This window comes from Sphingopyxis sp. LC81, assembly GCF_000756375.1.
Taxonomy (GTDB): Bacteria; Pseudomonadota; Alphaproteobacteria; order Sphingomonadales; family Sphingomonadaceae; genus Sphingopyxis.
In genome coordinates, this window is the sequence record NZ_JNFD01000027.1 from 1 (window position 1) to 25,147 (window position 25,147).

The window sequence follows — 25,147 nt, forward strand, 5'->3', positions numbered from 1 at the left end:
GCGACAGACCATCGAATATCGGCGCTTGCAACACCGCAAGCTCGCCGCCTAACATTAACCCCAGGACGAGGCCCGCACTCCGCTAATTTACGCCGCGAGTTGTGCCAAATGTTCTGACGACGGACACAATGCCGTCCAACGAGAAGAAGGTGGTGACATGGCGCAATCGTACGACCTTATCGTCATCGGCAGCGGGACAGCTGCCATGGTCGCCGCCAATCGCATGGCAGCCGCGGGAAAGAAGGTGGCTGTTGTAGATTATCGTCCGTTCGGAGGGACGTGCGCACTTAGGGGGTGCGACCCGAAGAAGATGCTGATCACCGGCGCACAGGTGATGGACGACATTCGGCGGATGCGAGGTCGCGGTGTCGCCACCGACGGCGCTCACATCGAGTGGCGAGATCTGATGGAGTTCAAGCGAACCTTCACTGGACCTGTGCCGGGCAAGCAGGAGAAGAACTACGCTGAAAAGGGCGTCTACACGTTCCATGAGCACGCCCGCTTCGCAGGCCCAAACACGGTGGAGCTTGAAAGAAGCGGACCAATCGAGGCAAGGAACATCCTTATAGCGACCGGGGCTCGACCGGTGCCGCTTGGCTTCCCCGGCGAAGAGCATCTCATGGACAATGAAGGCTTCTTGGAGCTTGATGAGCTACCCCGCCGAATTGTCATGGTGGGCGGGGGATATATAGCCTCCGAATTCTCCAACATCGCCGCTCGCGCCGGGTCAAAGGTAACGGTGCTGCAGCGCGGCGAGCGTATCCTCCCACAGTTTGACGGGGATCTCGTTGGGTGGCTTATGGAAAGCTTCGAGGCTGCAGGGATCGAAGTCCGACTTGGTCATTCAGTCGAGGCCGTTGAGAAGACGAGCGACGGGTACACGATTCGTGTTCGCACGAAGGACGGACAAAGCGCCACCGTCGATGCCGATTTGGTGGTCCATGCCGCTGGACGGATTTCGGACCTAGAATCGCTTGGGCTGGAAGCTGCCGAGGTGGAGCGGGACGAACGTGGCCGCCTGAAGCTAAACGAGCATCTTCAGAGCGTCTCCAACCCGGCAGTCTATGCGGCTGGCGATGCGGCAGGAACAGGCCCGCCGCTGACACCGGTCTCGAGCCACGACGCAAAGGTCGTCGTCGGCAATCTGCTCAACGGCAACAAGCATTGCCCCGACTATCGCGCCATTCCCAGTGTAGCGTTCACGCTCCCTCCGATCGCGTCGGTCGGCCTCGGCGAGGACGAAGCTCGCGCGAAGGGGTTGAAGTTCACCATGAAGTCCGAGCGGGCCTCCACCTGGTACACCGCCAGGCGAGTCGCCGAGAGCGTCTACGGCTACAAAGTCATGGTTGAGGAGGAGACGAACCTCATCATCGGTGCTCATTTGGTCGGTCCGCACGTGGACGAGGTCATCAACCTGTTCGGCTTGGCTATGCGGCATGGGATCACGGCGGACCAGATCAAGAGCACTATGTTCGCCTACCCGACAGGCGCGTCCGACGTGGGATACATGCTGTGACGTTGAGGGTAACCTGCGCTCCCTTCAATATTGCGCAAGTCGCACTCGGAGGCCCTTGTGTCTCGCTATGACCTCGTTGCGATAGGAACCGGAACCGCCGCGAAGAAGGTGGCACTCACGTGCCGCCGCGCCGGCTGGAGCGTCGCTGTGATTGACGACAAGCCCTTCGGAGGCACCTGCCCGCTGCGCGGCTGCGATCCGAAAAAAGCAATGTGGAGCGTCGCGGAGGCATGTGATCGAGCGCGCCGGCTCGAAAGACCGGGGATCGACGGTGCTAAGCAGCTCTCGCTCAACTGGGGGCGCATGATGAGCTTCAAGCACCAGTTCACCGACCCGGTACCCGAGAAACGGGAGAGGATCTTCCGTGAGGCTGGGATCGATTGCTTCCATGGCCACGCCCGCTTTTTAGGTCCGAATTCGATAGGCGTGGGCGACACTCGCCTGGACGCGGACCACATCCTAATCGCCGTGGGCGCAGAGTCGGCTCCGCTCGACATACCGGGCGCAGAGCACCTGATTTCGAGCGATGCGTACCTTGAGATGGACAGCCTGCCGAGCTCGATGTTGCTCGTCGGCGGCGGCTATATCGGCTTTGAGTTTGCGCATACGGCGGTGCGGGTTGGCGCCAAGCCGGTGATCCTCGAGGCTTTCGAGCCGCTCGCTTCGTTCGACCGCGACATGGTCGAGCGCCTGGTGGCCGATGCTGTTGAAAAAGTCCCTCTTGCAGTGATGGCGCAGTCCTGATTCAGAATCTCCAAGATCGGGAGATTTTTCAGATGATGGGTGAGCGGACGGTGATGCAGGAGGCGCTGTTTTACAGCTTCAGCCTCGAGGATCATGTACCGGCAGATCACCTGTTGCGATCGATCGACCGGTTCGTGGACCTGGGCGATATCCGGGAACACCTTCGGCCTTATTATAGCGAGACGGGTCGACCATCGATCGATCCGGAGCTGATGATCCGGATGCTGATCATCGGCTATTGCATGGGGATCCGTTCGGAGCGTCGGCTGTGCGAAGAGGTGCACCTGAACCTCGCCTATCGCTGGTTCTGCCGGTTGGGGCTCGATGGTGCGGTGCCCGATCACTCGACCTTCTCGAAGAACCGGCATGGCCGCTTCCGCGACAGCGATTTGCTCCGCAAGCTGTTCGAGATGACGGTATCGCGTTGCATGGCCGAAGGTCTAGTCGGCGGCGAAGGCTTTGCGGTCGATGCGAGCCTGATCCGGGCAGAGGCCAACCGCCAGACCTTCCACAGTGGTGAAGAGGGCTTGCCCGCGGAGCTGTCGACGCGCGCGGTCGATGAGTATCTGGCGGTGCTCGACGATGCGGCGTTCGGTGCTGCGAGCCAGGCGGTTCCGCCCCGTATATCGCCATCGGATCCCGCGTCGCGCTACACCTCGGCGCACGGCGGCCGCGCCGAGTTCTGCTATGCGACCAACTATCTGATCGACGTCGACCATGCGGTGATCGTCGATGTCGAGGCGAGCACCGCGTTGCGCCAGGCCGAGGTCACCGCGGCCAAGCGGATGATCGCGCGCGTGCATGACGACCTCGGGCTCTGGCCGCGCAAGCTGATCGGCGACACCGGCTATGGCTCGGCCGACATGCTCGCCTGGCTTGTGAACGAACGCGATATCGAGCCGCATATCCCGGTGTTCGACCACTCCTCCCGATCAGATGGTATCTTCGAGCGAGCGGCCTTCGTGTTCGACCATGATCGCGATCAGTATGACTGTCCGGGAGGCAAGCCACTGAGGCGTGCCCGTCGCAGCGATGCGGTGAAGCGGGACAGCCCTCCTGCCGATGGCTTTTATCGCTACCGAGCCAGCAAGCTCGACTGTGATGCCTGCGCGCTCAAACCGCGATGCTGTCCGGGCGCTGAGGCACGAAAGATCATGCGATCCGTGCACGAAGGCGCCCGCGACCTTGCCCGGGTGATCGCCCAAGAAGACGAATGGATCACCTCACGGCGCGAACGCAAGAAGGTCGAGATGCTCTTCGCGCACCTCAAACGCATCCTCCGGCTCGACCGGCTGCGCTTACGCGGCCCCAATGGCGCCCGCGACGAGTTCCACCTCGCAGCAGCAGCCCAAAACCTCCGCAAAATGGCCAAGATCATCCCCATGCCGCCGCCAGCAATGGCCTGAAGAAGAGTGCCGCCGCTCGCCGGCACCGTCCGCTTCTGTCAAATGCAGACTTTATCAACAGCATCGGCCAAATCCCGGCGGTTGGGCATCGAAGTCCATACGCGGACGAAGGTGGTTGGCATTGAACGGGCTGGGGAGCGCCGGCTCCTTGTGCATGCCGAGACCGAGAATGGCGGCAGTCGCAGCTTTGAATGCGAGATTGCCGTTCAAGCCGCCGGCCGTATACCGGCTCTTGCCGGGCTGGATCTCGAGACCGGAAACGTGGCGACTGAGGGCACTCGCTTCCGGTTGACGCCCCACCTCCAAAGTACAAGCAACCCCTCCGTCTACGCAGCTGGCGACGCGGCAAATCGTGGCCCGGCGCTGACCCCTGTGGCCTCGCACGATGCGGAGATCGTGGCGGCGAACCTCCTTGGATCTGGGCCTCCGAGCCATGTTCCTGACTATACCGGCGTGCCAAGCGTTGCGTTCACGATTCCGCCGATCACGTCGGTAGGGCTAACGGAGGACCAAGCGCGGGCCAAAGGGCTAGCTTTCCGGGTGAACCACCAAGACATCGCAGACTGGCAGGTTAGTCGGCATCTCCAGGAGGACACGGCTGCCTACAAGGTTCTCATCGAGAATAGCAGCAAACGCATACTCGGGGCACACCTGATCGGTCCGGACACCGAGCACCTCATCAACATGTTTGCTTTGGCAATCCGCCTGGGGCTCACCGCCACCGAGATGGACCGTTTTATGTCGGCCTTCCCCACAGCCGCCTCGAACATCTTCCACATGCTGGACACGAGCGAGGAATGCGGTCCGGCAACAGAACCAGCAACGACAAGGTCGGATCGTGAGCTCGCGCCGGCCACAGCCAAGTAAGCCCTCGGCAGGCAAAATAGATTTTTTGAGAGAGGAGAAGTTGAATGGCTACGAACTCAGGCGAGACCGGAACCCGCGACACCACCTACAACCTGATCAGCGTCACTTATCACTGCCTCCAGGGCGCTGAAACCTGCAATCAGTATCTCGAGGATGCACGGCGCGAAGGAAACCAGGAGCTGACGAGCTTCTTCGAGGAGACGCAGCGCATGCAGCGGGAATGTGCCGATCGCGCAAAGCAGCTCCTGAAAACGCACTTCGCGAGGAGCTAAGAGGAGATGACCTTTGCTGATTATGGCCCCCTCGCTCAGCCGGGGGAATACCCCTCGGCAGGCTCAACACGCCTCAGGGACAAGGTGGCCATAGTCACTGGTTCGACGTCAGGCATTGGCCAAGCGACGGCCGAGCTTTTCTTCCGTGAGGGCGCAAAGGTGCTCTTCACAGGAAGAGGCGAGAAGGAGGGCAAGGCGATCATCGCGGCGCTCCACGACGGAACCTCACCCGACGTCGGCGGAGAGGCCGGCTTCGTCGCCGCCGATGTGTCGAGGTCCGCTGAGGTCCGGAAGGTCGTGCAGGCGGCCGTGGACCGCTGGGGGCGGATTGACACCCTCGTCAACAATGCCGCCATGATGACGTTCGATCCGATCGCCGATCTCGAGGAGGACGATTGGGACAAGGTGCTCGAGGTGAACCTTAAGGGGCCGTTCCTCTTCACGAAGTTTGCGCTGCCGCACATGAGCGAGCACGGCGCGATCGTGAACGTGCGTCGGTGCATGCGGCGGCTACCACTCCGAACGTCGTGCCATACGCCTCCTCCAAAGGAGCCTTGGAGGCATTCACGCGGGGGCTGTCGGTCGAGTTACGAGATCGAGGCATTCGCGTGAACGCCGTGCGGCTCGGTGCAGTCGACACGCCGATGCTTTGGGAGAACCCGAATGTCAAGTCGGGGAAGGAGAAGATCGACCCGGCTGACGTCGGCAAGCCCGAACACATTGCTGAAGCGATCCTCTACCTCTGTAGCGATGCCGCGGGCTTCACGAACGGCGCAGTCCTGAACGTTGATGGTGGACGCCTGGCGAGGCTCGGCTGAGCTCCATTTCTCTAAATTTGACGTAAAGGCGCGCTGATGACCGCACTGCTTATGAATGGTTCAGCCCGCTGGCCTACTCCTAAAAGCAGTGCCGCGTCGACGCGGCATCAGTTCATGTTTGCGACGGGAATCGAGAACAGCTACCCCGTTATCACCGGTGCGGACGGCAGGACTCAACGTGTCGATGAGATGGCGAAGACCGGCCATTATGAGCGCTGGCGGGAGGATTTCGCGCTGGTTGCCGAGCTTGGGATCGAATATCTCCGCTACGGCCCCCCATACCACCTGACGCATCTCGGTCCCGGCAAGTACGACTGGGCCTTCCCTGACGAGACCTTCGCGGAGCTGAAGCGCCTCAACATCACTCCCATCGTCGATTTGTGCCACTTCGGAGTGCCCGACTGGATCGGCGATTTCCAAAATCCCGATTTTCCGGAGCTCTTTGCCAGCTATGCCGGCGCCTTTGCGGAGCGCTTTCCGTGGGTGCGGCTCTACACGCCGGTGAACGAGATCTTCATCGCTGCCAACTTCTCGGCACAGCTTGGATGGTGGAATGAGCGGCTGACGTCGGATCGCGCCTTCGTCACGGCCCTGAAGCACCTTGCGCGAGCCAACCTCCTTGCGGAGGAGGCAATCCTCGCCGCGCGCGGCCAGGCCGGAACGCTCTTCATCCAGAGCGAGTCCACCGAATATTTCCACTCCAGCGTACCCGAGGCGGCGGGTCGTGCCGATTTCCTGAATGAGAAGCGGTTCCTTTCGCTCGACCTCTGCTACGGCCATGATGTTCGCGCCTGCATGTATCAGTACCTGACGGACAACGGCATGAGCCGCCAAGAGTATGACTGGTTCATGGAGTGCGCGCCAAGGTACAAGCCCTTCTCCATCATGGGGAATGATTACTACCTGACGAACGAGCACATGGTCTCCCCCGGCGACGGTCCTGTCACCGCCTCAGGGGAGATCTTCGGCTACTACATCATCACCAAGCAATATTACGATCGATACCACCTGCCGGTAATGCACACCGAGACCAATCTCGCGGATGCCGAACGGGCGCCCGACTGGCTCGAAAAGGAGTGGCTGAACATGCTGCGGCTGAAGCAGGATGGCGTGCCGATCGTCGGGTTCACCTGGTACAGCCTCATCGATCAGGTCGATTGGGACACTGCTCTTCGCGAGGACAACGGCAACGTCAACGCCTTGGGGCTGTTCGATCTCGACCGCAAAATCAGGCCAGTCGGAGAAGCTTATCGTGAGCTCGTGAAGCGGTGGAGGGATATCCTGCCCGCCGAAAGTATCTGCCTGAGCGCAGGGTGATCCGAGTGGAGGGCTTCATAATGTTGGAAAACCAACAGATCATGACAAACTGTATGGGCTCTGGCTGGATGATGACCCTGATGGGCCTGTTCTGGCTTCTAGCCGTCGGCCTCATGGCCTTAACGGCAGCAGCTTTGCTCAAGTATCTGAGGGTGAAATGACACAGGCGAGCTATGTTCCTGTGGTGCGACAGCTCCACAAGCCCAAAGATTCGTCTCTCGCCCGCTCCCGGTGCCTCCGATGACCTATGTCGTGACCGAGAACTGCATCAGATGCCAGTACATGGACTGCGTCGAGGTGTGCCCGGTCGATTGCTTCTATGCCGGCGAGAACATGTTGGTGATCAATCCCGACGAGTGCATCGACTGCGGCGTGTGCGAACCGGAATGCCCCGCCGAAGCCATTCTCCCGGACACCGAACCGGGGCTGCAGAGATGGCTCGACTTGAACGCTACCTTCGCTCCCAAATGGCCTAACATCACTCGAAAAGGCGTTCCGCCTGCCGACGCAGACTAGCACAACGGAGAGCCAGACAAATACGAGAAGTATTTCTCGCCTGCGCCCGTACCGGGCGCAGGGTAGGTCGTGGACGCACGAATGGTAGCAGAGCATCGGGTCGGCACCATAGGAGCGCTCGCTATCGCCACTCTCCTCCTCGCGTACCTACGTTTCAGATCCCGGAGAGTGGAAGACGATCCTGCTTCATACCGCTCGATCAAGCGGCGCTCCCAACACAACCGGGTGCTGCATAAAAAAATCGCTCCACCTACGTCTGACCGAAATTCACCTGGCCGCAGGCTTGGAAATTGCCAAAACTGCAGTCTGGAACTCGCCGAGCTAAGAAGGAACGCCGCAGCATGATCGAGAAGCTCCTGCTTGGTTGCACAGGCTCTGTCGGCGTCTTGTTCATACCGTCCTTAATCATGAAGCTGCGCAAGGAATACCGTACACAGATTGAGGTCATGATGACCAAGAGCGCCCAGCGGTTCTTGACGCCTTACTCGCTCGAGATTCTGACCGGCATGCCGGTGGCTACCGACCTCTTCGACAGCTTCCAGCACAACCACATCAACTTCATCGAAGCTCATAAGGTTTTCCTGATTGCACCGGCCACGGCAAGCATGATCTCGAAGATCGCGAACGGGATTGCCGACGATCTCGTGTCCTTGTCGGCGTGTGTCACGGTCGGATCCACCGCAGAGCTGGTGATCGCTCCTTCTATGAACATCGCCATGTGGGAATGCACCTTCGTCCAGGAGAACGTCGCGAAGCTCAGAAAGGCGGGAGTTCACTTCGTTGGTCCATCGCGCGGCACTGAGATCGTGAACTTCAAGGAAGCGACGACAGCGATGGCCAGCGATGATGAGGTCGTCCAGAAGCTCCTGGAGCTATTCTCACCCGCTACTACCACGTAGCTGCTGACGCGCCCGCTTTTGCCACTTTCGGGAGCCCGACCACTTCAGTCAGGACATTGTTCCAGCATCGAGGTTCGGAGCACAGGCGCAAAACCACCGCCTTCTGTTCTGAAGTTGGTCGTCTGGCCTTTGTAGAGCCGGGCGGCTGTGAGTAGCACTTCACCCCGATAGGTGTAGAGACGCACGTCTATTTTACGGGGTTCGGCCGCGTTATCAATGGATACCATGCGCTCGCTTGGTGGAGCAAATCGTTGCGCAACATAGGTGCCTTCAACTATTTCCGCCCAAACCCGCTTCGTGAGCTTTGCCCCGCGATATGCCGCCTTGCTGCCATGGCCCCTGGCAGGTTTGAAAAAGAAATCTCGCCGAGCAGCCCACAGCTCGCTGGCATTCTTCGTGGTGACCGACATCGTCGACGGGATCACGTCGGTTAGGAACTGAATGTCGCACTCCGATAGGCCAAAGGCCCGAAGCTCCTCGGGATTGGAGAGCAGCGTGAGGTTCCGCTTATCGGCGAGCCGGGCGTGGACGTGGGGATTGGGTGTGAAAACAACCTCCCCGCGCTCAAACGCCTCGCGCAACGCTCGGTGACCGGACTCTGCAAACGAGAAATCGACAACACGATTGTATACCAGGTCGATAGGCACCCCGTCGCAGATCAGCTGACCCGCACGGTAGGTGAGATCCTCCGGATCAGCTATGACGACCTCGAACCCGTTACGCTCGAGCAGCCTCTTTGCGAGGACGAAATCCGGGTAGAGATACTGCTCGTCAGGCCGATCGTCGACGATCGCGATCCGGCTGGGTCGTCCGCTCTTACCCTGCAGGCGCCATTCCTGCTCGAACATGCCGACTACCGCCCGTTCGAAGTCATCCGGGAACCCAGGACGCGAGGACGGGCTGGTTCCGCAGCAGGCGCTCTGTGCCCTCGCTAAAACGGCGCTGAGAAAAGCGCCGCCAGCATTCGTGTTGATCTCGATAAGCTTCGGCCCATCGGCACCCACATGGAAATCATACCCCATGAAGGCACCCGCCGGGCCGTGATCGATTCGGGCGATCGCCGGTGCCCAGTCCAGCACCCGCTTGGTATATTCCGGGAGCTTTACGACTGCTTCGATGGTCCGGACAGCCCTCGCCATTTCAGCGAAGCTGTCATTGTGAATGAACACGGAAATGTTCGAAAAGAGGTGCGGACGACCTTCCCGGAGCAGTTCCAACAATGCAGGATCCTCAACCTCACGCACGAAGGCCGCCTCAAGGCGAGCCCGGTTCAATGTCGTGCAGAAGCAGCCTTGGTTGAGCTGGTCGGCAACATCATCGATCATGTTCATACGCCTATAATCCTTAGCCTGCTCGTCGGTGCCACCGCATCGCGGTTTCGAGCGTCGGCGGACGCGCCGGGCTAAAGTCATTAGCAATGACGCACCCTCCACCTCTGGGGAAGCGGCGTGCGCGTCTGCGACGGCTGAGGTTGGCGCATAGGCGTCATCAGGCGAGCGTCGAGGTCTGCCCAGTCGATTGCTTCTAGGCCGACAAGCAACGATAGACGGAGGTTCGCCCAATCCCGAGCGTTCGAGCGATGGTGGCGGGGCGCATTCCCTCGCTCGCCAACCGTTGCACCTCAGCGCTGTCGATCGAAGGCTTGCGGCCTTTGCCCGCGTAGACTCCCCTCGCCTTCGCTTCGGCGATGCCTTCCATCTGCCGCTCGCGGCGCAAATTGGTCTCGAACTCCGCGAACACACCAAGCATGTCTAGGAAGGCTTTGCCGGCCGCGGTTGATGTGTCGACGGCCTGCTCCGTTGCTTTCAGCGCGACCCCCCGCCCCTTGAGGTCATACACTATATCCTGCAGGTCCTTGAGTGATCTAGCGAGCCGGTCGATGCGCGTGACCACAAGCGTGTCGCCCTCCCGCAGAAACGCGAGCAGCGTCTCGAGCTCCGCCCTACCCTTGCGCTTGCTGCCGGAGACCTTCTCTTCCCGGATCACCGTGCAACCAGCCGCTCTCAAAGCCGCGCGTTGGATCGTCAGGTCCTGCCCGGCCGTCGAAACCCGCGCGTATCCATAGATCGACATACCTGCCCTACCCCGTTCTGTTCCGAAACGGTCTAAACCATCTCACCAATATGTTCCAGAATTTTGCAGAGGACCGTTCTGGCACAGGGTTTCGCGTTCCACGTCGATGTTCCTCAGCGGTATACCCGAAAGGACGCTATGGCCCTGCCCTTCTCCCTCCAGCGGCATCGCGTGACTTGTGGACTCTCGCTGCAAATGTCATATTGGTGTGGACGCCATTTCTAGCGGAGGTGAACCGGATGGCCCTGACCATGGATGTTCGTGTGGCGGAGAATGGTAGACTGATCCTACCTCGATCGGTGCGCAAAGCCATGGGCCTCACCGGGGAGACGAAAGTCATCCTCACACTGGAGAACGACGAAGTACGTTTGTCACCGATCGGACACGGCGTCGCCCGCGCAAGAGAGCTATATCGGCAACATGCCAATGCCGCCCGCTCAACAGACGAGTTCCTGGCGGACAGGAGGGAGGAGGTGGCCCGGGAATTGGAAGACCAAGGCACCGCCCAGGCTGCTGAGGAGGGAAAGTGACATCAGCCGTGCTTGATGCCTCGGCCGTGCTCGCATTGGTTCGCGACGAACCCGGCGGCGACAAGGTGATTGAGCATGTTGGCCGCGCGGCTATTTCAGCCGTCAACCTGCACGAGGTTGTGAAAGAACTCCTCATCAGCGGATTGGAGGAGCCGATGATCCGCGAGCTGCTCGGCGAACTGCGCCTCGACGTTCGTCCGCACGATCTCGAAGCTGCTTACGCCGCGGCAGCGCTCCATAAGCAGACCAAGGAATTCGGGCGCGGACTTGGCGATCGTTCCTGCCTCGCGCTTGCTCTCAGCTTGGGGGTTCCTGCCTTCACCACCGACAGCGAGTGGCGCAAGGTCAAGGTGAAGGGTCTGAAGATCGAGCACCTGCGATGAAGAGGCGCTTAGGTGGACAAGGCCGACCACCGGCCGGTCTGCCTTTCCGGAGGCGGTCTTCAGTTTATCTGGCGCATGGGCAACGGAGGCCGCCCGGGGCCACCGCGCCCTTGTACTACCCCGCCCCCGACCCGGTGGCCTGGCCTAGCGGCCGACGGGATCTCCGGTCAGGCGAATAGGTCGCTGATCGCGCTGGCTATCGTGGTATCACACACCAGGCCAGATGCAGTGGCGCCGCGCGGCCCCGCGCAACTCGACGATGGCGTGCGGCTTGGTCAAGCATCCCGAACTTCCGGCGTGACGTAATCCCGCAGCACAGTCGTTCCCGTATCGACGTCGCCGGCGAGCAGGGCGTTCATGGCCTCGGCTAGAAGCGCCGCTCGGAAGGCCGGATCGACCTGCGCGCGTGCCTGCACAGTGTCTTTGAAGGAGCGGGTGAGAGCCATCACGATCTTCCGTCTATGCGAGAACCTGTAGGCCATGCTTCTGGACGACGGCCAGCAGCTTGCGCGCGAAGCTGCTTGGCTTCGCGGTGCCGGCTTCCCACCGCCAGACGGTACTGGCGCTGGCGTTGAGGCAGCGGGCAAACACCGTCAGGCTGACCTTGTTCTTCTCGCGAAGCTTCTTGATCGCCGCAGGGGCAAAGCACGGCGGGGTAGGTGGTTCGTCAGCATTCATCGCCCAGCCCTCGCTTCGGCACTCTGCCTCAATCGTCCGCATAAAGGTCCGCCATCAGCGCTTCGACACTCTCGAATCGTGCACCCTTCCCTACTTTCAGCTCGGCACGGCGTTCGGCACCTTGTCGAGCTGGTCCTGCAACTCGGGATCGAGCTGTTTCCTTCATCACGCTGCCTCCGCGACCCGCATCTCGATATGAAGCCCGGCGGCGCTGACTAGGTTGACCAGCGCATCGAGCGAGAACTTGTCGATCTTGCCCCGCAGCAGATCGTTTAACCGGGGCCGCGTGATGCCGAGCCGGCTGGCAGCGGCTTCTTGGGACAGGTTCCACGCCTTCACATGTCGGGTTAGCGCGATCATCAGATCGGAGCGCGCCGTCATGTTGGCGGATTGGGCCGGGGTGTCGGTCAGCGCATCCCAGACGTTATCGAATGTCTCCACGTTCATCGTTCGTCCTTCCATGCTCGGAGCCGGCCTGCCGCCAGGTCGAGATCCTTTTGCGCGGTCGCTTGCGTCTTTTTCTGAAAAGCGTGGAGCACCAAGACGCCTTCCTCGACCGCAGCGAGATAGATGACCCGGAACGCACCGGCCGCTTCCCTCACCCTGATTTCCCGCACGCCCGGCGCAACCGTCGTCATGGGCTTCCAGTCCGCAGGATCGTCGCCATTTTGAACTTGGCGGAGCTGGTAGCCCGCCCTCGACCGCGCTTTCTCAGGAAACTCCCGCAACCGTTGCCGACTGTCACCTAAAAAAAGGATCGACTTCACGCGCCCTCAGTATCAAAACTGATACATAAACGCAAGAGCGGCGTCACGCCATCGCTCGGATGAAGTGCTCGCCCTCGACATCGACCCAGATCAGCTCGCGGCGGCCACCGGGAGATTCCTTGATGATCGCGCCAGCCGGAGTGTCCGCTTCGCTGTAATAGATCGGGAAGCCCGCCTCGAGATGCGAGCGGGCAGCTGCGCCATCGTCGTTGAGCGCCGCATCCTCAGCGCAGAGGTGAGGATGCTTTGGGGCCTTCGGTTCCAATTCCTGGAGGCGCGTGATGAGTGAAGTCTATCAGACCCAAAGGACGATCGCGGAGGCGAGACTCCCGATTGAAGCTGAGAGCCGGGCCAAGAGCATCGTCGAGCAGCTCGGCGGTGTGTGGCGCGGCGGCCGCGGCGAATGCCGCTGCCCCGCGCACAACGATGGATCGCCCAGCCTGTCGGTTCGCCTCGGCGATACGGCCATCCTGTTCCACTGCTTCGCAGGCTGCACCTCCATCGAAATCATGAAGACATTGCAGCGGATGAAGCTGCACGATCGCAGCCCGCTGGAAATGCCGGAAGCGAAGCCCAAGCGCGACATGGGCGCGCTCGCACAGCGGCTCTGGAAGGCCAGCAAGTCGGTCGCCGGCACCCTGGCCGAGGAGTATCTCCTCGCCCGCGGCTTGTCCGTCCCCTTCCCCAAGGCTCTCCGCTTCAACCCGGCGACCGTCCTCGGATCCGGCGCCGACAAGCGCATCATGCCGGCGATGGTCGCCTCGATCGAAAACGACCTCGGCCTGGTCGCCGTGCAGCGTACCTTCCTCGACCCCGGTAACGTGCTGCGTAAGCCGATCGCAAAGCCCAAGGTGTCCTTGAGGGCGTAGCGTGGAAAGTACGCCAGACAACGCTAAGGACGAACAGTCAGGGAACGCTTAGGCGACGCGGCTATCCGGCGGCAGATTGAGGGCCTTGCGGCCATTGGAAGCAGCGGCTCTATCCCAGAGGAAATCGCCGGAGAAAGCAATATGCTCCCAGCCAACAGGGGAGGTATGGGCAAGCAGATCATCAGGCACCGCGACCGATGTTGACCGGAGATGTTGGGCAGCGGCATCCATGTAGATCGTGTTCCAATAGACGATCGCGGCGATGACCAGGTTGAGGCCGGATGCGCGATATTTCTGTGCCTCATGACTGCGGTCGATGATCCGACCCTGGCGGAATGTGTAGATCGCCTGCGTCAGGGCATGGCGCTGCTCGCTGTTGTTGAGGCCGGCATGGCATCGCCGGCGTAGATCGGGATTTTCCAGCCAATCCAGCATGAACAGCGTCCGCTCGATTTTGCCGATTTCCTGTAGCGCGACGTCGAGCTGGTTCTGCCGCTCATAGGCGGCGAGCTTTCGCAGCATGACCGACGGCGCCACGTGTCCGGCCTTGATCGACCCTACGAGGCGCAGCACGTCGTCCCATTGCTCAGCGATGATGTCGGACCGGATGCGCTTTCCCAATAGCGGGGTGAGGGACGGATAAGCTGCAACCGGCGCGATCGTCGCGAGCCGTCGGTCGGGAAAGTCGCGCAGGCGCGGGCAGAAGCGAAATCCAAGCATGGCGCACAGGGCAAAGACATGATCGGTCGCCCCGCCCGTGTCGGTGTAATGCTCGGCGATTTTCAGATCGGTGCCGTGGCTGGTGAGGCCGTCGAGGACATAGGGCGCCTCATGCGTCGCCGCTGAGATCACGTTGACGTGGTAAGGCGCGCGCTGATCGGAATTATGGGTGTAGAAGCTGAAGCCATGATCGACGCCATAGCGGGCGTTGATGTCGCCCCCCGATGCGCCGCGCTTCGCGCCCCTGAAGAACTGGCCATCGGAACTGGACGTGGTGCCATCGCCCCAGACCCGCGAGAATGGCAGGCGGTGGTGCGCATTGATGAGGACGGCGAGCGCCGCGCGGTAGCTGTCGTCGCGGATATAGGCGTCATGGGTCCACAGGAGCTGATCGCGCGTGACGCCCTGGCTCGCCGCCGCCATGCGCGACAGGCCGAGATTGGTCGCATCGGCGAGGATCGTGGCGAGCAGCGCGTTTTCATTGGGACACGGCTCGCCGGTGCGCAGGTTGGTGAACGCCGCAAGAAAGCCGGTTTCCCGCGCCACCTCATGCAGCAGCTCGGTGATGCGGATACGTGGCATCATGGCATCGAGCCGGTCGGCCAGCGCTTCGGCGTCGGGCGTCGCGATCGCGCGTACCGGCGATATCTGGAGGCGGGCGTCGCGGTATCGCACACCCTCCAGAGCGTCGCGCTTCAGGCGCTGGGCAAATTTCTTCAGCCGCCAGTCCAGTTCGCGGCCCCGCTGTTCGAGCCATTCGCCGGCTGTGGGTGGCAGGCCAAGAGCCGACACGATCGGCTTCGCCTTCGGTACGCTCAGCAGGTAGCTGTCGAACCGGCGGTATCCCGCCGATCGCTCCACCCAGACATCCCCGGAACGCAGCTTGTTGCGAAGATGCGCGATCGTCGCGATTTCCCAGAGCCGCCGGTTGATCTTGCCGTCATCGCCCACAACGATTTTCCGCCATTCCTTGCGGAAAGGCATCGGAGCGTCGGAGGGCAGATCGCGCTTGCCCGACTTGTTGAGGGTGCGCAGTATTTCAATGGCGGCGATCGTTTTCGCGCTGCCCTTTCCGGCCCTGAACTGGAGCGCTTCAAGCAGGTCGGGGGCGAACTTGCGCAACGTCGCATAGCGATCGGCCGCGACCGTCAGTGGGTCGAGGCTGGCGGTTTCCGCGATCGTCGCCACTTCCGGCCTGGCCCTCAGGAGGGTGTTCCACCCGACCGAGGCGTCCAGGGCCTCTATAGGGTCTTCGCCGGTATCGACCGCATCGGTGAGCGTGTCGATCGTCCTGCGAAAGATCAGCATCAGTCGCGCCACGTTCTTCGACGTGGTGGCATAGTTGCGCGTTTGGGCGTTCTTCGCGCGGGTGAAGATGCTGCCGATCAGCTTGTCCGCCATCTCTAGGGCGCTGTCGGTCAGCCGTTCTTCAAGATCGAGCAGGAAGGCAACCAGCGTGGCGCGCCGCCGGGAGGGAATATATCGCTCGGTCATATAGGCAGGCGAAGCGCGGCCTTCCGTGACATATTGCCGAAGTCGGTCCGCATGGATGCGACCAGCCACCTCCCGGGAGATGCCGATCTTTCGCACTTGCCGCAAGCGGTCGAGAATCTGGCGGATATGATCGGGCTTGGCAGCGACAGGGATGGTCTTGAGGAATGCGAGCTGGCTCATGCCGCCGGCGTCGTCAAAGAGCTGGTCAAGGGCTTGGACCTGTTCAGTGCTGAGATCGGCAATCAGGGCGTAGGCAGCCTGCTTGCGGGCACGCGCACGCCCCGCGCTGCTGGCGCGCTCGATGGTGGAGATGGACGGTAGCAGAATCCGGGCCTCGCGAAGGGCGGTGACGACGCCGCTTGCGATCGTCATCCCCTTGTCGGTTGCCCATGCCGTTTTCGCGGCCGCTTCTATCATAAAGGGGATATCGGCGCGGGTCGGCCCCCGAAGGCCTAGGCGCGCCGCCAGCTCGCGGGCATGGTCCGTCATCGTTTGATCCCGTGCGGCATAGTCGGCCAGATCAGTTACGCGCAGGCCAAGCTGCTCCGCGACGAAAGCGGCGAGATCATGGGGTATCGCTCCCCTGTCGCGTATCAATTGCGCGAGGGCGATGCCCGGATGCCGCAAAAGGGCGAGCTGCAGCGCGACGCCCAACCGGTTCCGTCGCTCCCGCCGCGCGCCGATGATCTCAATGTCCGCAGGCTCGAAGGTATAGAGCCGGGCCAGATGGTCACGATCGGTCGGGATCGCGAGGATCTGGCCGCGCTCGCTTTCGGTCAAGAGTTGATGCTTGCGCTTTGTCATGCCGATTCCTGTCCACAAAAGGTCAATTGCGACTATGGACAGGCATGAGTAAAGAGACATAGTATGTGGACGGATATGGGTGGGGTGAAGCGGTCGCGCTTCAGAGCGTCCACAGAACGACCGTTTGGGAGACGCCGGCATGAGCGATATTCTGGGCTATGCCCGTGTCAGCACCGGCGATCAGGATGTGGCGGGGCAGACCATACGTCTCGAGAAAGCCGGTGCCATTAAGGTGTTCACCGACGTCATGTCCGGCAAGAGCATGGATCGTCCCGGCCTCGTCGAACTTCTCGCCTACGCCCGCAAGGGCGACACGCTGGCCGTGGTGCGCCTCGATCGGCTCGGACGCTCGCTCGCCGAGCTTCTCGCTACGGTCGAGAAGCTGCGCGCCCAGGGCGTGGCGTTGCTGAGCCTTGAGGAGAAGATCGACACGTCGTCGGCCGCTGGCGAACTGATCTTCCATGTGTTCGGGGCCATCGCCCATTTCGAGCGGCGCCTGATCTCCGAACGGACGAAAGATGGCATCGCTGCTGCCCGCGCCAAGGGAAAGCGGCCTGGCCGTCAGCCCCTCGACATGGCCAGGGTCGATGCCGCCATCAAACTGGTGGAAGCCCGGATATCGCCAACGGAAGCCGCAAGGCAGCTCGGTATCGGCCGATCAACCATCTACCGGGAAATGCGCAGATTGGGTATCGAGCGCCCCGCCTGATCGGCGGGGTAGGGTGGAGAATTGCAGTCGTTCCGCTGTTGCGCAAGAAGGGGTAGTTTGCGGGAGAACACGAAATCCTAACGCTCAGCGGGTCATGAGGCGAGCACCTCGATGATCGGGCAGTCCGGCACCATATCGCCGGAGCATTGCGCGGCGGTCTGGGTCAGCACTTTCTCGATGCGCCTGAGATCGGCGATCTTCGCGCGCACATCGGCCAGATGCCGCTCAGTGCGCTCCTTGACCTCTGCGCAGGTCTGCGCGCCGCCCTCGACGAGGGCAAGCAGGCCGCGTACTTCGTCGAGCGAAAAGCCGAGTTCGCGGCCGCGCAAGATGAAGCGCAGGCGGGATACGTGGTCCTCGCCATAAATGCGGTAGCCGGAGGCCGTGCGCGGCGGGTCCGGCATCATACCGATTTTCTCGTAATAGCGGATGGTTTCCAGATTGCAGCCCGTAAGCTTGGCCAAGTCAGCGCGCTGCATTCCCTTCCCGAAAACGTGATCGCTCATCGGTCCAAAAAACCTCTTGAGTCTGTAGTACCTACAGAGCGTAGCATGAAGTGGAATAGCAATCGAGAGGCGAGTCGCATGGATCGCGCTAATATGCAAATGCAGGTTCTTGAGCAGCCAAAGGCAACGGCGAGCCGCCGGCCAGGATGGTTCGCGGCGGGCGGTGTGGTCGGAGCGATCCTCGCCTCGACGTGCTGCATCGCGCCGCTTCTCTTGTTGATGCTCGGCGTTTCCGGCGCCTGGATGGGCAACCTCACGGCCCTTGAACCCTACAAGCCCTACGCCGCCGCCGTAGCGCTCGTCTTTATCGGGCTCGGATTCCGGCAGGTCTATTTCAAGCCGAAGGGGGCCTGCGCGGAAGATTCCTACTGCGCTCGGCCGCAAGCCTCGCGCATCACCAAGTCGGCGCTGTGGCTGGCCACGGTTCTGGTCCTCCTTGCCCTGACAATCAGCTGGTGGGCGCCGCTGTTCTACTGATCACGCTACCCCATAGGAGAAACCCATATGAAACGCCCCCTTCTCATCGCGCTCGGCGCGGCGGCCCTGGGCGCCGCCGGCCTTCTCTCGGCGCCGACGATTTCACCGCTCGCCGCGCAAGCTGCCCCCGCGCAAGCCGCCGCGGTCCAGAAGACAACGTTCAGCATCGAAAACATGACGTGCGCCATGTGCCCGGTGACAGTGACAAAGGCGATGAAAGGCGTCGCCGGAGTGAAGTCCGTCACTGTCGACTTCGCCGCCAAGACGGCGACGGTCATTTATGACCCGGCGACCGCCACCGTCGCAGCCATTGCCGCCGCGTCCACCAATGCCGGCTATCCGGCCCGCCCGGCGGGATGAGGACCGCAGCATGAAGGACGCAACGCTTCTGAAGACCGGCATCGCCGGCTCGCTCATTGCTGTGATCTGCTGCGCCACGCCTTTGCTGGTTGTCCTGCTCGGCGCGATCGGGTTGTCGGCCTGGCTGGGCTGGATCGATTATGTCCTCATGCCGGCGCTCGCCTTCTTTGTCGCGCTCACCGGCTATGGCCTCTGGCGCCGACAACGCGCCGCAGATTGCTGTGCGACTGAAACACAAACGAACAAGGAAAATAGCTGAACATGTCAGACTGCTGCACCACCGAAGGAAGCCGTAAGGGCGGCTACGACCTTGCCGTCATCGGCGCCGGATCGGCCGGATTCTCGGCCGCGATCACCGCCGCCGATCAGGGCGCCAATGTCGCGCTGATCGGCCACGGCACCATCGGCGGCACCTGCGTCAATGTCGGCTGCGTGCCGTCGAAGACGATGATCCGCGCGGCCGAGGCGCTGCATGGTGTGCGGGCCGCGCAACGCTTTCCCGGCCTGGTCGGGGAAGCAAGCGTGGCCAACTGGCCCGCGCTCGTCGCGGCCAAGGACGAGCTGGTCACCAGCTTGCGGCAGAAGAAATATATTGACCTGCTGCCCGAGTACAACGGCGTTGCCTATCTGGAAGGCGCGGCGCGTCTGAACGGGCAGGGCGTGATGGTGAATGGCGCCGCGATTTCAGCGGGCAAGATCATCATCGCGACCGGCACCTCGCCGGCCCTGCCGGACATTCCCGGCATTGAGGAGGTGCCTTATCTCACCAGCACGACTGCCCTGGAACTTGGCGCGCTACCGCGCTCATTGCTCGTCATCGGCGGCGGCTATATCGGCTGCGAACTGGCGCAGATGTTCGCGCGCGTCGGCGTGGCGGTGACGCTCATCACCCGCCGCCGCTTGCTGCCGGAGGCCGAGCCGGAAATCTCCGAGGCGCTGACCGGCTATCTCCGCGACGAGGGCATTACCGTCCGGACCGGACTAACTTATCGCGGAATCGCGCGCACGGCTGCCGGCGTCGAGCTGAGTATCACCACCGACGGCGCACAGCAGGTGATCGCCGCCGAGCAGGTGCTCGTAGCCACCGGACGGGCGCCGAATACCGATGGCCTCGGCCTTGTCGAAGCGGGCATCGCCCAAGCCGACAACGGCAGTGTGGTCGTGGACGACCGGATGCGCACCTCGAGACCGGATGTCTATGCGGCCGGCGACGTCACCGGTCGCGATCAGTTTGTCTATATGGCGGCCTATGGCGCGAAGCTCGCCGCGCACAACGCGCTGAACGGCGACGACCTCGTCTACGACAATACGGTCATGCCCTGGGTCACGTTTACCGACCCACAGGTGGCGGGCGTGGGACTGAGCGAAAGGGCAGCGCAGGCAGCGGGCTTCGAGACCAAGACCTCGATCGTCGCCCTCGACCAGGTGCCGCGGGCACTGGCCGCTCGCGACACACGGGGGTTGATCAAGCTGGTCGCTGACAAAACGTCCGATCGCCTGCTGGGCGGTCAAATCGTCGCGCCCGAGGGAGCCGACAGCATCCAGACCATGGTGCTCGCGATCAAACACGGCATGACGACGAAGGCGCTGGGCGAGACGATCTTTCCCTATCTCACCACGGTCGAGGGCCTGAAACTCGCCGCACAGGGCTTCGGCAAGGATGTGGCAAAACTGTCCTGCTGCGCAGGATGAAAGAGAGCGTCATGAGCCCCACTACATATATCGAGCATTTCCCGTCGATCAGTCGGTCTCAAGATTCCGCGGAACTCCTCGTCGCGCTGTTGCGGGAACTCGCCAAGGGGCGCCCGGTATCGCGAACCACGCTTGCCGGGATTCTCAACTGGCCTGATGAGCGCATCGCCGCCGTGCTCGCGCAAACCGCCAGTACCGAATATGATGATGACGGAAACATCATCGGCCACGGCCTCACCCTACGCGAAACGGCGCATTCCTTCGAGATCGACGGCCGCCGCCTCTACGCCTGGTGCGCTTTGGATACATTGATGTTTCCGGCGCTGCTCGGCTGTACAGCCCGCGTCTCATCGCGTTGCGCTGCCACCGGAGCGCCCGTTTCGCTTACCGTGTCACCCAACGAGATACGGGCTGTTGAACCCGCCGACGTGGCGGTGTCGTTGGTGCCGCCGCAGGAAACGAACGACGTTCGTCGGTCCTTCTGCTGCCACGTCCATTTCTTTGCTTCTACCCATGTGGCGCAAGACTGGGCCTCCAAGCGTCCGGGGTTGACCATCATCGGCGTTCGGGAGGCTTTTTGTGTGGGCCAGGAGCTGAATCGACAGCTGTTGCACCCGCCACACCGGGCAACGCCATGATCGCATACAACCCAGTTGACATCGGATTTGCAGCGCGCGGATCGAACTCCGGGGAGCGCATGCCCTGCCGACAGAGGAGGGAGGTGTCCGATGCCCCCTACACAGCGTCCCGTCTGGCCCATGATGCCGGAGTGAGCGTACATATTGTGCGCGACTATGTGCTGCGCGGGCTGCTGCGCCCGGCGCGCCGCACGCAGAGCGGTCACCGTCTCTATGACGATCATGCGCTGGAGCGGATGCGCTTCGTGCGCACCTTGTTCGAGGCGGGCGTCGGCCTCGATGAACTGACCAGGCTGTGTCACGCTCTGGACGGCGGCGGCGGCGATGCCATCGAATTTCTGCTATGCCTGCGGGCACGACTTGCCGCGCGGCGCGCAGCCCTGGACGTGCTGGACGGGCATCTGGAGCAAATGATTTCCGCCATCGGTGCCGACACCGCCAAAGAATCCGCCCGTGCCTGACAACCCTGCTTCCGAATCATCCTTCCACTGCCGCCTTTGGCCGGGCGGGTCGCCGCAATTGCGCCCGGCCAGCGCCGCATCGCTGACCATAGGCGATCATACCCGTGCCCCCGCCCGGGCGATCGCCTGTTCGCGGCGGCGATGCGGCGCATCATCTCTCGTCGCGCCGCGTTTGATTTCCGCCCCCCGTTCCTGCTGTGACAATGTCGTTTTCTGAGTTCATCATCGACACATTGCTGCCGCTTGTCGCCGCCGCGACGGTCGGCCTGACACTGGGCTTCGAGCGTGAACTGGCGCGCAAACCCGCAGGCCTTCGGACACAGTTTCTGATCACGTTGGGCACGGCCATATTCGTCCTGGCTGGGCGCTCAATTCCGGGGATGGAAACCGGACGGGTCGCGGCAAATGTGGTGACGGGCCTCGGGTTTCTGGGTGCGGGAGTTATATTGCAGCATCGCGGCACCGTGCGCGGGTTGACGACCGCCGCTCTTATCTGGGTGAACGGCGCGTTGGGCCTTGCTGCCGCCACGCAGGAGTATGTGTTGGCGGGCGTAGGCGTCGGTCTGGCGCTGGCCGCGCTGCGCGTGCTTGCGCTCATCGAAAAACGCTTAGGCGAAAAGTGGCAAATCCTCGAATATCAAATTACAACATATGAGAACGAGAGCGTTGTCCAAGCCATCCACGACGCTCTCAGCAAATGCCGATTACAGGAAGGTCCGCTTGCATACGAACGACAGGACGGGGTAACCCGGATGCATATCTCGTTCTGCGACACTCCCACGCGGCACCGTGAATTCTTGGAGCAGCTCCGCAAGATGTCAGACGTCACAGATGTCAGGGTGCTGTGACGTCAGGCTGTGATCAGGTTGATCGCGGTTACTCGATGGAGGCCCGCCCCTTCCCCGATCGACGGTTCTCCGAACGTTCTCACTTAGCGTTGTCTGGCGTACTTTCCACGCTGTGCCCTCAACAAAAGCCGCGGAGAATGGGACTGACCAAAGCGTTGTGCATATCGAATGCCCGAGCATTCCGGGCGAGTAGCTGCACGGCACGCGAGGTGAGAGCCGGCGAGCCGAGGGAGTGACGCATGAAGGTCAATGAAAGAGGGCATGATGGTGGCGGACCTTGGAGCCGTTATCTCGACAAGCTCGGCATTGCCGGATCCGTGTTCGCAGCCCTCTGTTGCCTGGGCTTCCCGGCGCTGTTGTCGATCATACTTGCGCTGATTCTCGGAAGCGACAGCGCGATCATCCTCTACGTCGGGATCGCCGGCCTTATCATTGCGAGTGGCCTGAACGTCTGGCTGCGCAGCCGGCAGCTTCGGCACCACTGAGGCATCCGCAACACGACCACCAGGAATCGCCATCTGGAACTGTCCGCGCCTTCAGGCGCAAGGATGTGTGCCCCAAGCAGCTTGCGTGTGCCGCCGTCCGCTACAAGCTTGATCAGGCCGCGTGTATCCCGGGCCGTGAGCGCGCGGGGCACGTTGTCGAGCGAAAGCACGGAAGTGCCGACAATTGTACCCGGCGGCGCGCGCCTGCGCTTCCGTGAGGCCGACGCTTCCTGTTCTTTGCGCTCGGAGCGCAGCAATCACTCATGACTTGAACTTTCCTGAGTTCTTATCCGTCTCGCAGCAGTCGATGACGGCCGGGGCAGATGCGTTGCGTCGGTAGAGCCCGATCCCGATCAGCCCGAGCGAGGCGACCAGAACCGGGATCAGGACATAATCGGCCTTGGCCACCAGTGCTGAGAGCCCGATCGCTCCCAGCGCAATCCCAAGGATTGGGGTCGCGCAGCAGAGCGCCGCGACGACCGCTCCGATGACGCCCGTTCGAAAGAGGGCGCGATTATTCATTGCGGTCACGTCAGCGCGCGAGAGCCGCGGTCTTCACGCCCGTCACGGTCGAAGGATAGCCGGCATTCGTGGTCGCCTGGGCCAGTGCCTTGGCCGTGACCTTCTCATCGTCGAAGGTCACGGTCGCCGTGGCCCGACCGTCCCGCTCCACGACCACGACCTGGCTGACACCGGGGATGCGCGAGAGCGTTCTTTTTACGATTGGTGCACAGGTCACGCAGCTCACATTCTCCACCGCAAGTGTGGCGGTCCGAGGGGCGGCGTAAGCGCCACCAGCGAGAGTTAAGGCGGCGGCGGTCAATGCAGTGCGAATCAAGGTCTTCATGGTCACAAGTCTCCTGGTTTGAAAGGTTGCATCAGAGGTCGAGAAGGAACGGCGCAGCATAAGGGAACGCCATCGCTGCGAAGACGAGCACGGTCGCAGCCCACAGCCCGATTTTGGCAACCCGGCTCGCGCCCGGGCGAGCACAAGCACTACCTTCCGCGCAGGCCACCTTCGGCTGGCGGTAGACGCGCCAGAAGCCCACAGCGAGAAAGACAAGCGCTGCGACCACAAAGACGGGCTGGTAAGGCGCAAGCGCAGTCAGGTTTCCGATCCACGCCCCGCTCACGCCAATGCTGAACAGAACAAGCGGCAGTATGCAGCAGGACGATGCGCCAAGGGCGGCCAGGATCCCGCCCGCCATCAACAGTTTCTGCCCGCCCTGCGACGTCCCCGCTTCGGGTTTGCCGGTCAGCCGCGCCGGGGCCGTTCGAACATACTCACTCATTCCTTATCTCCTCGATCTTTTCAAGATAGTGCCTGTAGCACCTACAGGTTCAAGTGCTATTTCAGAGCGAGGTCTGCGGCCTCGCACTGAAGGCGCCGCCGACAGGCGCCCTACCAGGCGTCACCTCAAGCTTTGTACGCTGAACAACGATTTTCCGGACATAATGTGAACATTGGTGTCAGGCAGCGGCGCGAAGGTACTGGTAGAGGGTTTCGCGGCTGATGCCCATGTCGCGCGCGATGGTCGCCTTGCGTTCACCGGCGGCAACGCGGCGGTGCAGATCGGCAATCATCTCATCCGAGAGCGACCGTTTCCGCCCCCGATAGGCGCCGCGCTGCCGAGCGATCGCAATGCCTTCGCGTTGCCGTTCGCGGATCAGGGCGCGCTCGAACTCAGCAAACGCACCCATGACCGAGAGCATCAGATTGGCCATCGGGGAGTCCTCCCCCGAGAAGGACAGGCTTTCCTTCTCAAACTCGATCCGGATACCTCGCTTGGTGAGGCCCTGGACCAGCTTGCGCAGGTCATCCAGATTGCGGGCCAACCGATCCATGCTGTGGACGACGACGGTATCGCCTTCGCGGGCGAAAGTGAGCAGAGCCTCAAGCTGGGGGCGGTTGACGTCCTTGCCCGATGCCTTGTCGGTGAAGGTCCGATCGAGCGACTGACCTTCCAATTGGCGATCCACATTCTGATCGAACGTGCTGACCCGGACATAGCCGATCCGTTGCCCCTTCACTGCGCACTCTCTCCATCAAAATGTCAGGTTGAAATCTATGATACGCAACGACATTCGTCAACAAATTCCGTTTAGTACCCTAATCTGACAGAAACCGCGGTAGCGCCCTGACGTCCGGTTAGGCTATACTCCAGATTGACGCTAGGCGGTAAACTCATAAATTTAGTTGCGCGAAGCGGTACTGGTTGATTCAAGGCTCGTGAAAGGAGCCTTGCAATGCATCGCCGTTTTGAACTGACAGATTTCGAGTGGTCAATTATTGAGCCG

At 61.8% G+C, this 25,147-nt stretch carries 33 protein-coding genes and 2 pseudogenes; 21 read left to right on the forward strand and 14 right to left on the reverse strand.

Translation table 11 applies throughout. The features are described 5' to 3' along the window. Positions 1-157: 157 nt before the first annotated feature. From FG91_RS13760 to FG91_RS13800, 9 genes and pseudogenes are all read left to right on the forward strand, one after another. Entirely contained in the window at positions 158-1,516 is a 1,359-nt protein-coding gene (locus tag FG91_RS13760) for a dihydrolipoyl dehydrogenase family protein (protein WP_037515898.1), read from the forward strand. A 57-nt stretch (positions 1,517-1,573) separates the two neighbouring features. Further along, complete coding sequence (locus tag FG91_RS13765; RefSeq protein WP_052187596.1) at positions 1,574-2,260, forward strand: FAD-dependent oxidoreductase; 687 nt, start codon at positions 1,574-1,576, stop codon at positions 2,258-2,260. A gap of 32 nt (positions 2,261-2,292) precedes the next feature. Next, positions 2,293-3,666: an IS1182 family transposase gene (locus FG91_RS13770; RefSeq protein ID WP_037515904.1), complete on the forward strand. Its 1,374-nt coding sequence runs from the start codon at positions 2,293-2,295 to the stop codon at positions 3,664-3,666. Positions 3,667-3,672: 6 nt separating this feature from the next. Then, entirely contained in the window at positions 3,673-4,533 is an 861-nt protein-coding gene (locus FG91_RS13775) for an FAD-dependent oxidoreductase (RefSeq protein WP_081940595.1), read from the forward strand. A 44-nt stretch (positions 4,534-4,577) separates the two neighbouring features. After that, positions 4,578-4,805, forward strand: coding sequence for a hypothetical protein (locus FG91_RS13780; RefSeq protein ID WP_037515906.1), 228 nt, complete (start codon positions 4,578-4,580; stop codon positions 4,803-4,805). Positions 4,806-4,811: 6 nt separating this feature from the next. After that, positions 4,812-5,623 (forward strand): annotated as a pseudogene (locus FG91_RS13785) (SDR family NAD(P)-dependent oxidoreductase). 36 nt (positions 5,624-5,659) lie between these two features. Beyond that, a complete protein-coding gene (locus FG91_RS13790; protein ID WP_235212042.1) occupies positions 5,660-6,940 on the forward strand; it encodes a family 1 glycosylhydrolase in 1,281 nt (426 codons plus the stop codon). 240 nt (positions 6,941-7,180) lie between these two features. Further along, positions 7,181-7,453 (forward strand): annotated as a pseudogene (gene fdxA / locus FG91_RS13795) (ferredoxin FdxA); the annotation flags it as partial. 344 nt (positions 7,454-7,797) lie between these two features. Further along, a complete protein-coding gene (locus FG91_RS13800) occupies positions 7,798-8,355 on the forward strand; it encodes a flavoprotein (protein ID WP_052187599.1) in 558 nt (185 codons plus the stop codon). Between the two features lie 44 nt (positions 8,356-8,399). On the opposite strand, the gene FG91_RS13805 is transcribed toward FG91_RS13800, so the two are convergent. Both FG91_RS13805 and FG91_RS13810 read right to left on the reverse strand, forming a co-directional pair. Continuing rightward, positions 8,400-9,686: a hypothetical protein gene (locus FG91_RS13805; RefSeq protein WP_037515909.1), complete on the reverse strand. Its 1,287-nt coding sequence runs from the start codon at positions 9,684-9,686 to the stop codon at positions 8,400-8,402. A gap of 193 nt (positions 9,687-9,879) precedes the next feature. Beyond that, entirely contained in the window at positions 9,880-10,428 is a 549-nt protein-coding gene (locus FG91_RS13810; protein WP_037515912.1) for a recombinase family protein, read from the reverse strand. Positions 10,429-10,667: 239 nt separating this feature from the next. Here FG91_RS13810 and FG91_RS13815 point away from each other — a divergent pair, with 239 nt between their 5' ends. After that, a complete protein-coding gene (locus FG91_RS13815; protein ID WP_037515914.1) occupies positions 10,668-10,958 on the forward strand; it encodes an AbrB/MazE/SpoVT family DNA-binding domain-containing protein in 291 nt (96 codons plus the stop codon). After that, a complete protein-coding gene (locus tag FG91_RS13820; protein WP_037515916.1) occupies positions 10,955-11,341 on the forward strand; it encodes a type II toxin-antitoxin system VapC family toxin in 387 nt (128 codons plus the stop codon). The genes FG91_RS13815 and FG91_RS13820 overlap by 4 nt, the downstream gene beginning before the upstream one ends. A 275-nt stretch (positions 11,342-11,616) precedes the next feature. Here the strand turns inward: FG91_RS13820 and FG91_RS13825 are convergent, their stop codons facing one another. From FG91_RS13825 to FG91_RS13845, 5 genes are all read right to left on the reverse strand, one after another. Beyond that, positions 11,617-11,787: a hypothetical protein gene (locus tag FG91_RS13825; RefSeq protein ID WP_037515944.1), complete on the reverse strand. Its 171-nt coding sequence runs from the start codon at positions 11,785-11,787 to the stop codon at positions 11,617-11,619. A gap of 13 nt (positions 11,788-11,800) precedes the next feature. Continuing rightward, on the reverse strand, positions 11,801-12,019 hold the full coding sequence (locus FG91_RS13830; protein WP_152568114.1) for a helix-turn-helix domain-containing protein: 219 nt from the start codon (positions 12,017-12,019) through the stop codon (positions 11,801-11,803). A 165-nt stretch (positions 12,020-12,184) separates the two neighbouring features. Beyond that, positions 12,185-12,466: a helix-turn-helix domain-containing protein gene (locus FG91_RS13835; RefSeq protein WP_037515918.1), complete on the reverse strand. Its 282-nt coding sequence runs from the start codon at positions 12,464-12,466 to the stop codon at positions 12,185-12,187. Next, entirely contained in the window at positions 12,463-12,786 is a 324-nt protein-coding gene (locus tag FG91_RS13840; protein ID WP_037515920.1) for a type II toxin-antitoxin system RelE/ParE family toxin, read from the reverse strand. Before FG91_RS13840 ends, FG91_RS13835 begins: the two co-directional genes overlap by 4 nt. A 43-nt stretch (positions 12,787-12,829) precedes the next feature. Further along, a complete protein-coding gene (locus FG91_RS13845) occupies positions 12,830-13,051 on the reverse strand; it encodes a hypothetical protein (protein WP_037515922.1) in 222 nt (73 codons plus the stop codon). A 16-nt stretch (positions 13,052-13,067) separates the two neighbouring features. On the opposite strand from FG91_RS13845, the gene FG91_RS13850 reads away from it, so the two are divergent. After that, positions 13,068-13,655 carry a DUF7146 domain-containing protein gene (locus tag FG91_RS13850; RefSeq protein ID WP_235212043.1) on the forward strand — a complete coding sequence of 196 codons (588 nt, stop codon included), beginning with the start codon at positions 13,068-13,070 and terminating at the stop codon, positions 13,653-13,655. Positions 13,656-13,703: 48 nt separating this feature from the next. Here the strand turns inward: FG91_RS13850 and FG91_RS13855 are convergent, their stop codons facing one another. Then, entirely contained in the window at positions 13,704-16,673 is a 2,970-nt protein-coding gene (locus FG91_RS13855) for a Tn3 family transposase (protein WP_004213245.1), read from the reverse strand. A 139-nt stretch (positions 16,674-16,812) separates the two neighbouring features. Between FG91_RS13855 and FG91_RS13860 the strand changes: the two genes are divergently transcribed. Continuing rightward, entirely contained in the window at positions 16,813-17,382 is a 570-nt protein-coding gene (locus FG91_RS13860) for a recombinase family protein (protein WP_004213243.1), read from the forward strand. A gap of 92 nt (positions 17,383-17,474) precedes the next feature. On the opposite strand, the gene FG91_RS13865 is transcribed toward FG91_RS13860, so the two are convergent. Continuing rightward, positions 17,475-17,846, reverse strand: a complete 372-nt coding sequence (locus FG91_RS13865) for a MerR family transcriptional regulator (RefSeq protein ID WP_443027743.1) — start codon at positions 17,844-17,846, stop codon at positions 17,475-17,477. Positions 17,847-17,966: 120 nt separating this feature from the next. On the opposite strand from FG91_RS13865, the gene FG91_RS13870 reads away from it, so the two are divergent. From FG91_RS13870 to FG91_RS22125, 8 genes are all read left to right on the forward strand, one after another. Continuing rightward, positions 17,967-18,365: a mercuric transporter MerT family protein gene (locus FG91_RS13870; RefSeq protein WP_004213240.1), complete on the forward strand. Its 399-nt coding sequence runs from the start codon at positions 17,967-17,969 to the stop codon at positions 18,363-18,365. A 27-nt stretch (positions 18,366-18,392) separates the two neighbouring features. Beyond that, complete coding sequence (locus FG91_RS21480; protein WP_004213238.1) at positions 18,393-18,725, forward strand: heavy-metal-associated domain-containing protein; 333 nt, start codon at positions 18,393-18,395, stop codon at positions 18,723-18,725. Positions 18,726-18,735: 10 nt separating this feature from the next. Further along, entirely contained in the window at positions 18,736-18,984 is a 249-nt protein-coding gene (gene merF, locus FG91_RS13880; protein ID WP_004213237.1) for a mercury resistance system transport protein MerF, read from the forward strand. 2 nt (positions 18,985-18,986) lie between these two features. Further along, positions 18,987-20,417: a mercury(II) reductase gene (merA, locus tag FG91_RS13885; RefSeq protein WP_004213235.1), complete on the forward strand. Its 1,431-nt coding sequence runs from the start codon at positions 18,987-18,989 to the stop codon at positions 20,415-20,417. Between the two features lie 11 nt (positions 20,418-20,428). Continuing rightward, the gene (merB, locus tag FG91_RS13890) at positions 20,429-21,055 is read left to right on the forward strand and encodes an organomercurial lyase MerB (RefSeq protein WP_004213233.1); all 627 of its coding nucleotides are present in this window, start codon (positions 20,429-20,431) and stop codon (positions 21,053-21,055) included. A gap of 59 nt (positions 21,056-21,114) precedes the next feature. Then, complete coding sequence (gene merD, locus FG91_RS13895; RefSeq protein ID WP_037492485.1) at positions 21,115-21,516, forward strand: mercuric resistance transcriptional repressor MerD; 402 nt, start codon at positions 21,115-21,117, stop codon at positions 21,514-21,516. Between the two features lie 203 nt (positions 21,517-21,719). After that, positions 21,720-22,364, forward strand: coding sequence for an MgtC/SapB family protein (locus FG91_RS13900; RefSeq protein ID WP_004213231.1), 645 nt, complete (start codon positions 21,720-21,722; stop codon positions 22,362-22,364). 239 nt (positions 22,365-22,603) lie between these two features. Next, entirely contained in the window at positions 22,604-22,849 is a 246-nt protein-coding gene (locus FG91_RS22125; protein WP_037515924.1) for a hypothetical protein, read from the forward strand. On the opposite strand, the gene FG91_RS22600 is transcribed toward FG91_RS22125, so the two are convergent. The 5 genes from FG91_RS22600 to FG91_RS13925 form a co-directional block, all read right to left on the reverse strand. After that, positions 22,771-23,019 (reverse strand): hypothetical protein, encoded by a 249-nt coding sequence (locus tag FG91_RS22600; protein ID WP_443027745.1) that lies wholly within the window; start codon positions 23,017-23,019, stop codon positions 22,771-22,773. The two genes, FG91_RS22125 and FG91_RS22600, sit on opposite strands and share 79 nt — an antisense overlap. Positions 23,020-23,110: 91 nt before the next feature. After that, on the reverse strand, positions 23,111-23,371 hold the full coding sequence (merF, locus tag FG91_RS13910; RefSeq protein WP_037515948.1) for a mercury resistance system transport protein MerF: 261 nt from the start codon (positions 23,369-23,371) through the stop codon (positions 23,111-23,113). A gap of 10 nt (positions 23,372-23,381) precedes the next feature. After that, positions 23,382-23,696, reverse strand: a complete 315-nt coding sequence (locus FG91_RS13915) for a cation transporter (protein WP_200878457.1) — start codon at positions 23,694-23,696, stop codon at positions 23,382-23,384. A gap of 31 nt (positions 23,697-23,727) precedes the next feature. Then, complete coding sequence (locus tag FG91_RS13920) at positions 23,728-24,141, reverse strand: mercuric transporter MerT family protein (protein WP_081940596.1); 414 nt, start codon at positions 24,139-24,141, stop codon at positions 23,728-23,730. 178 nt (positions 24,142-24,319) lie between these two features. Beyond that, positions 24,320-24,880, reverse strand: a complete 561-nt coding sequence (locus FG91_RS13925; RefSeq protein WP_004213255.1) for a recombinase family protein — start codon at positions 24,878-24,880, stop codon at positions 24,320-24,322. Positions 24,881-25,147 lie beyond the last annotated feature (267 nt).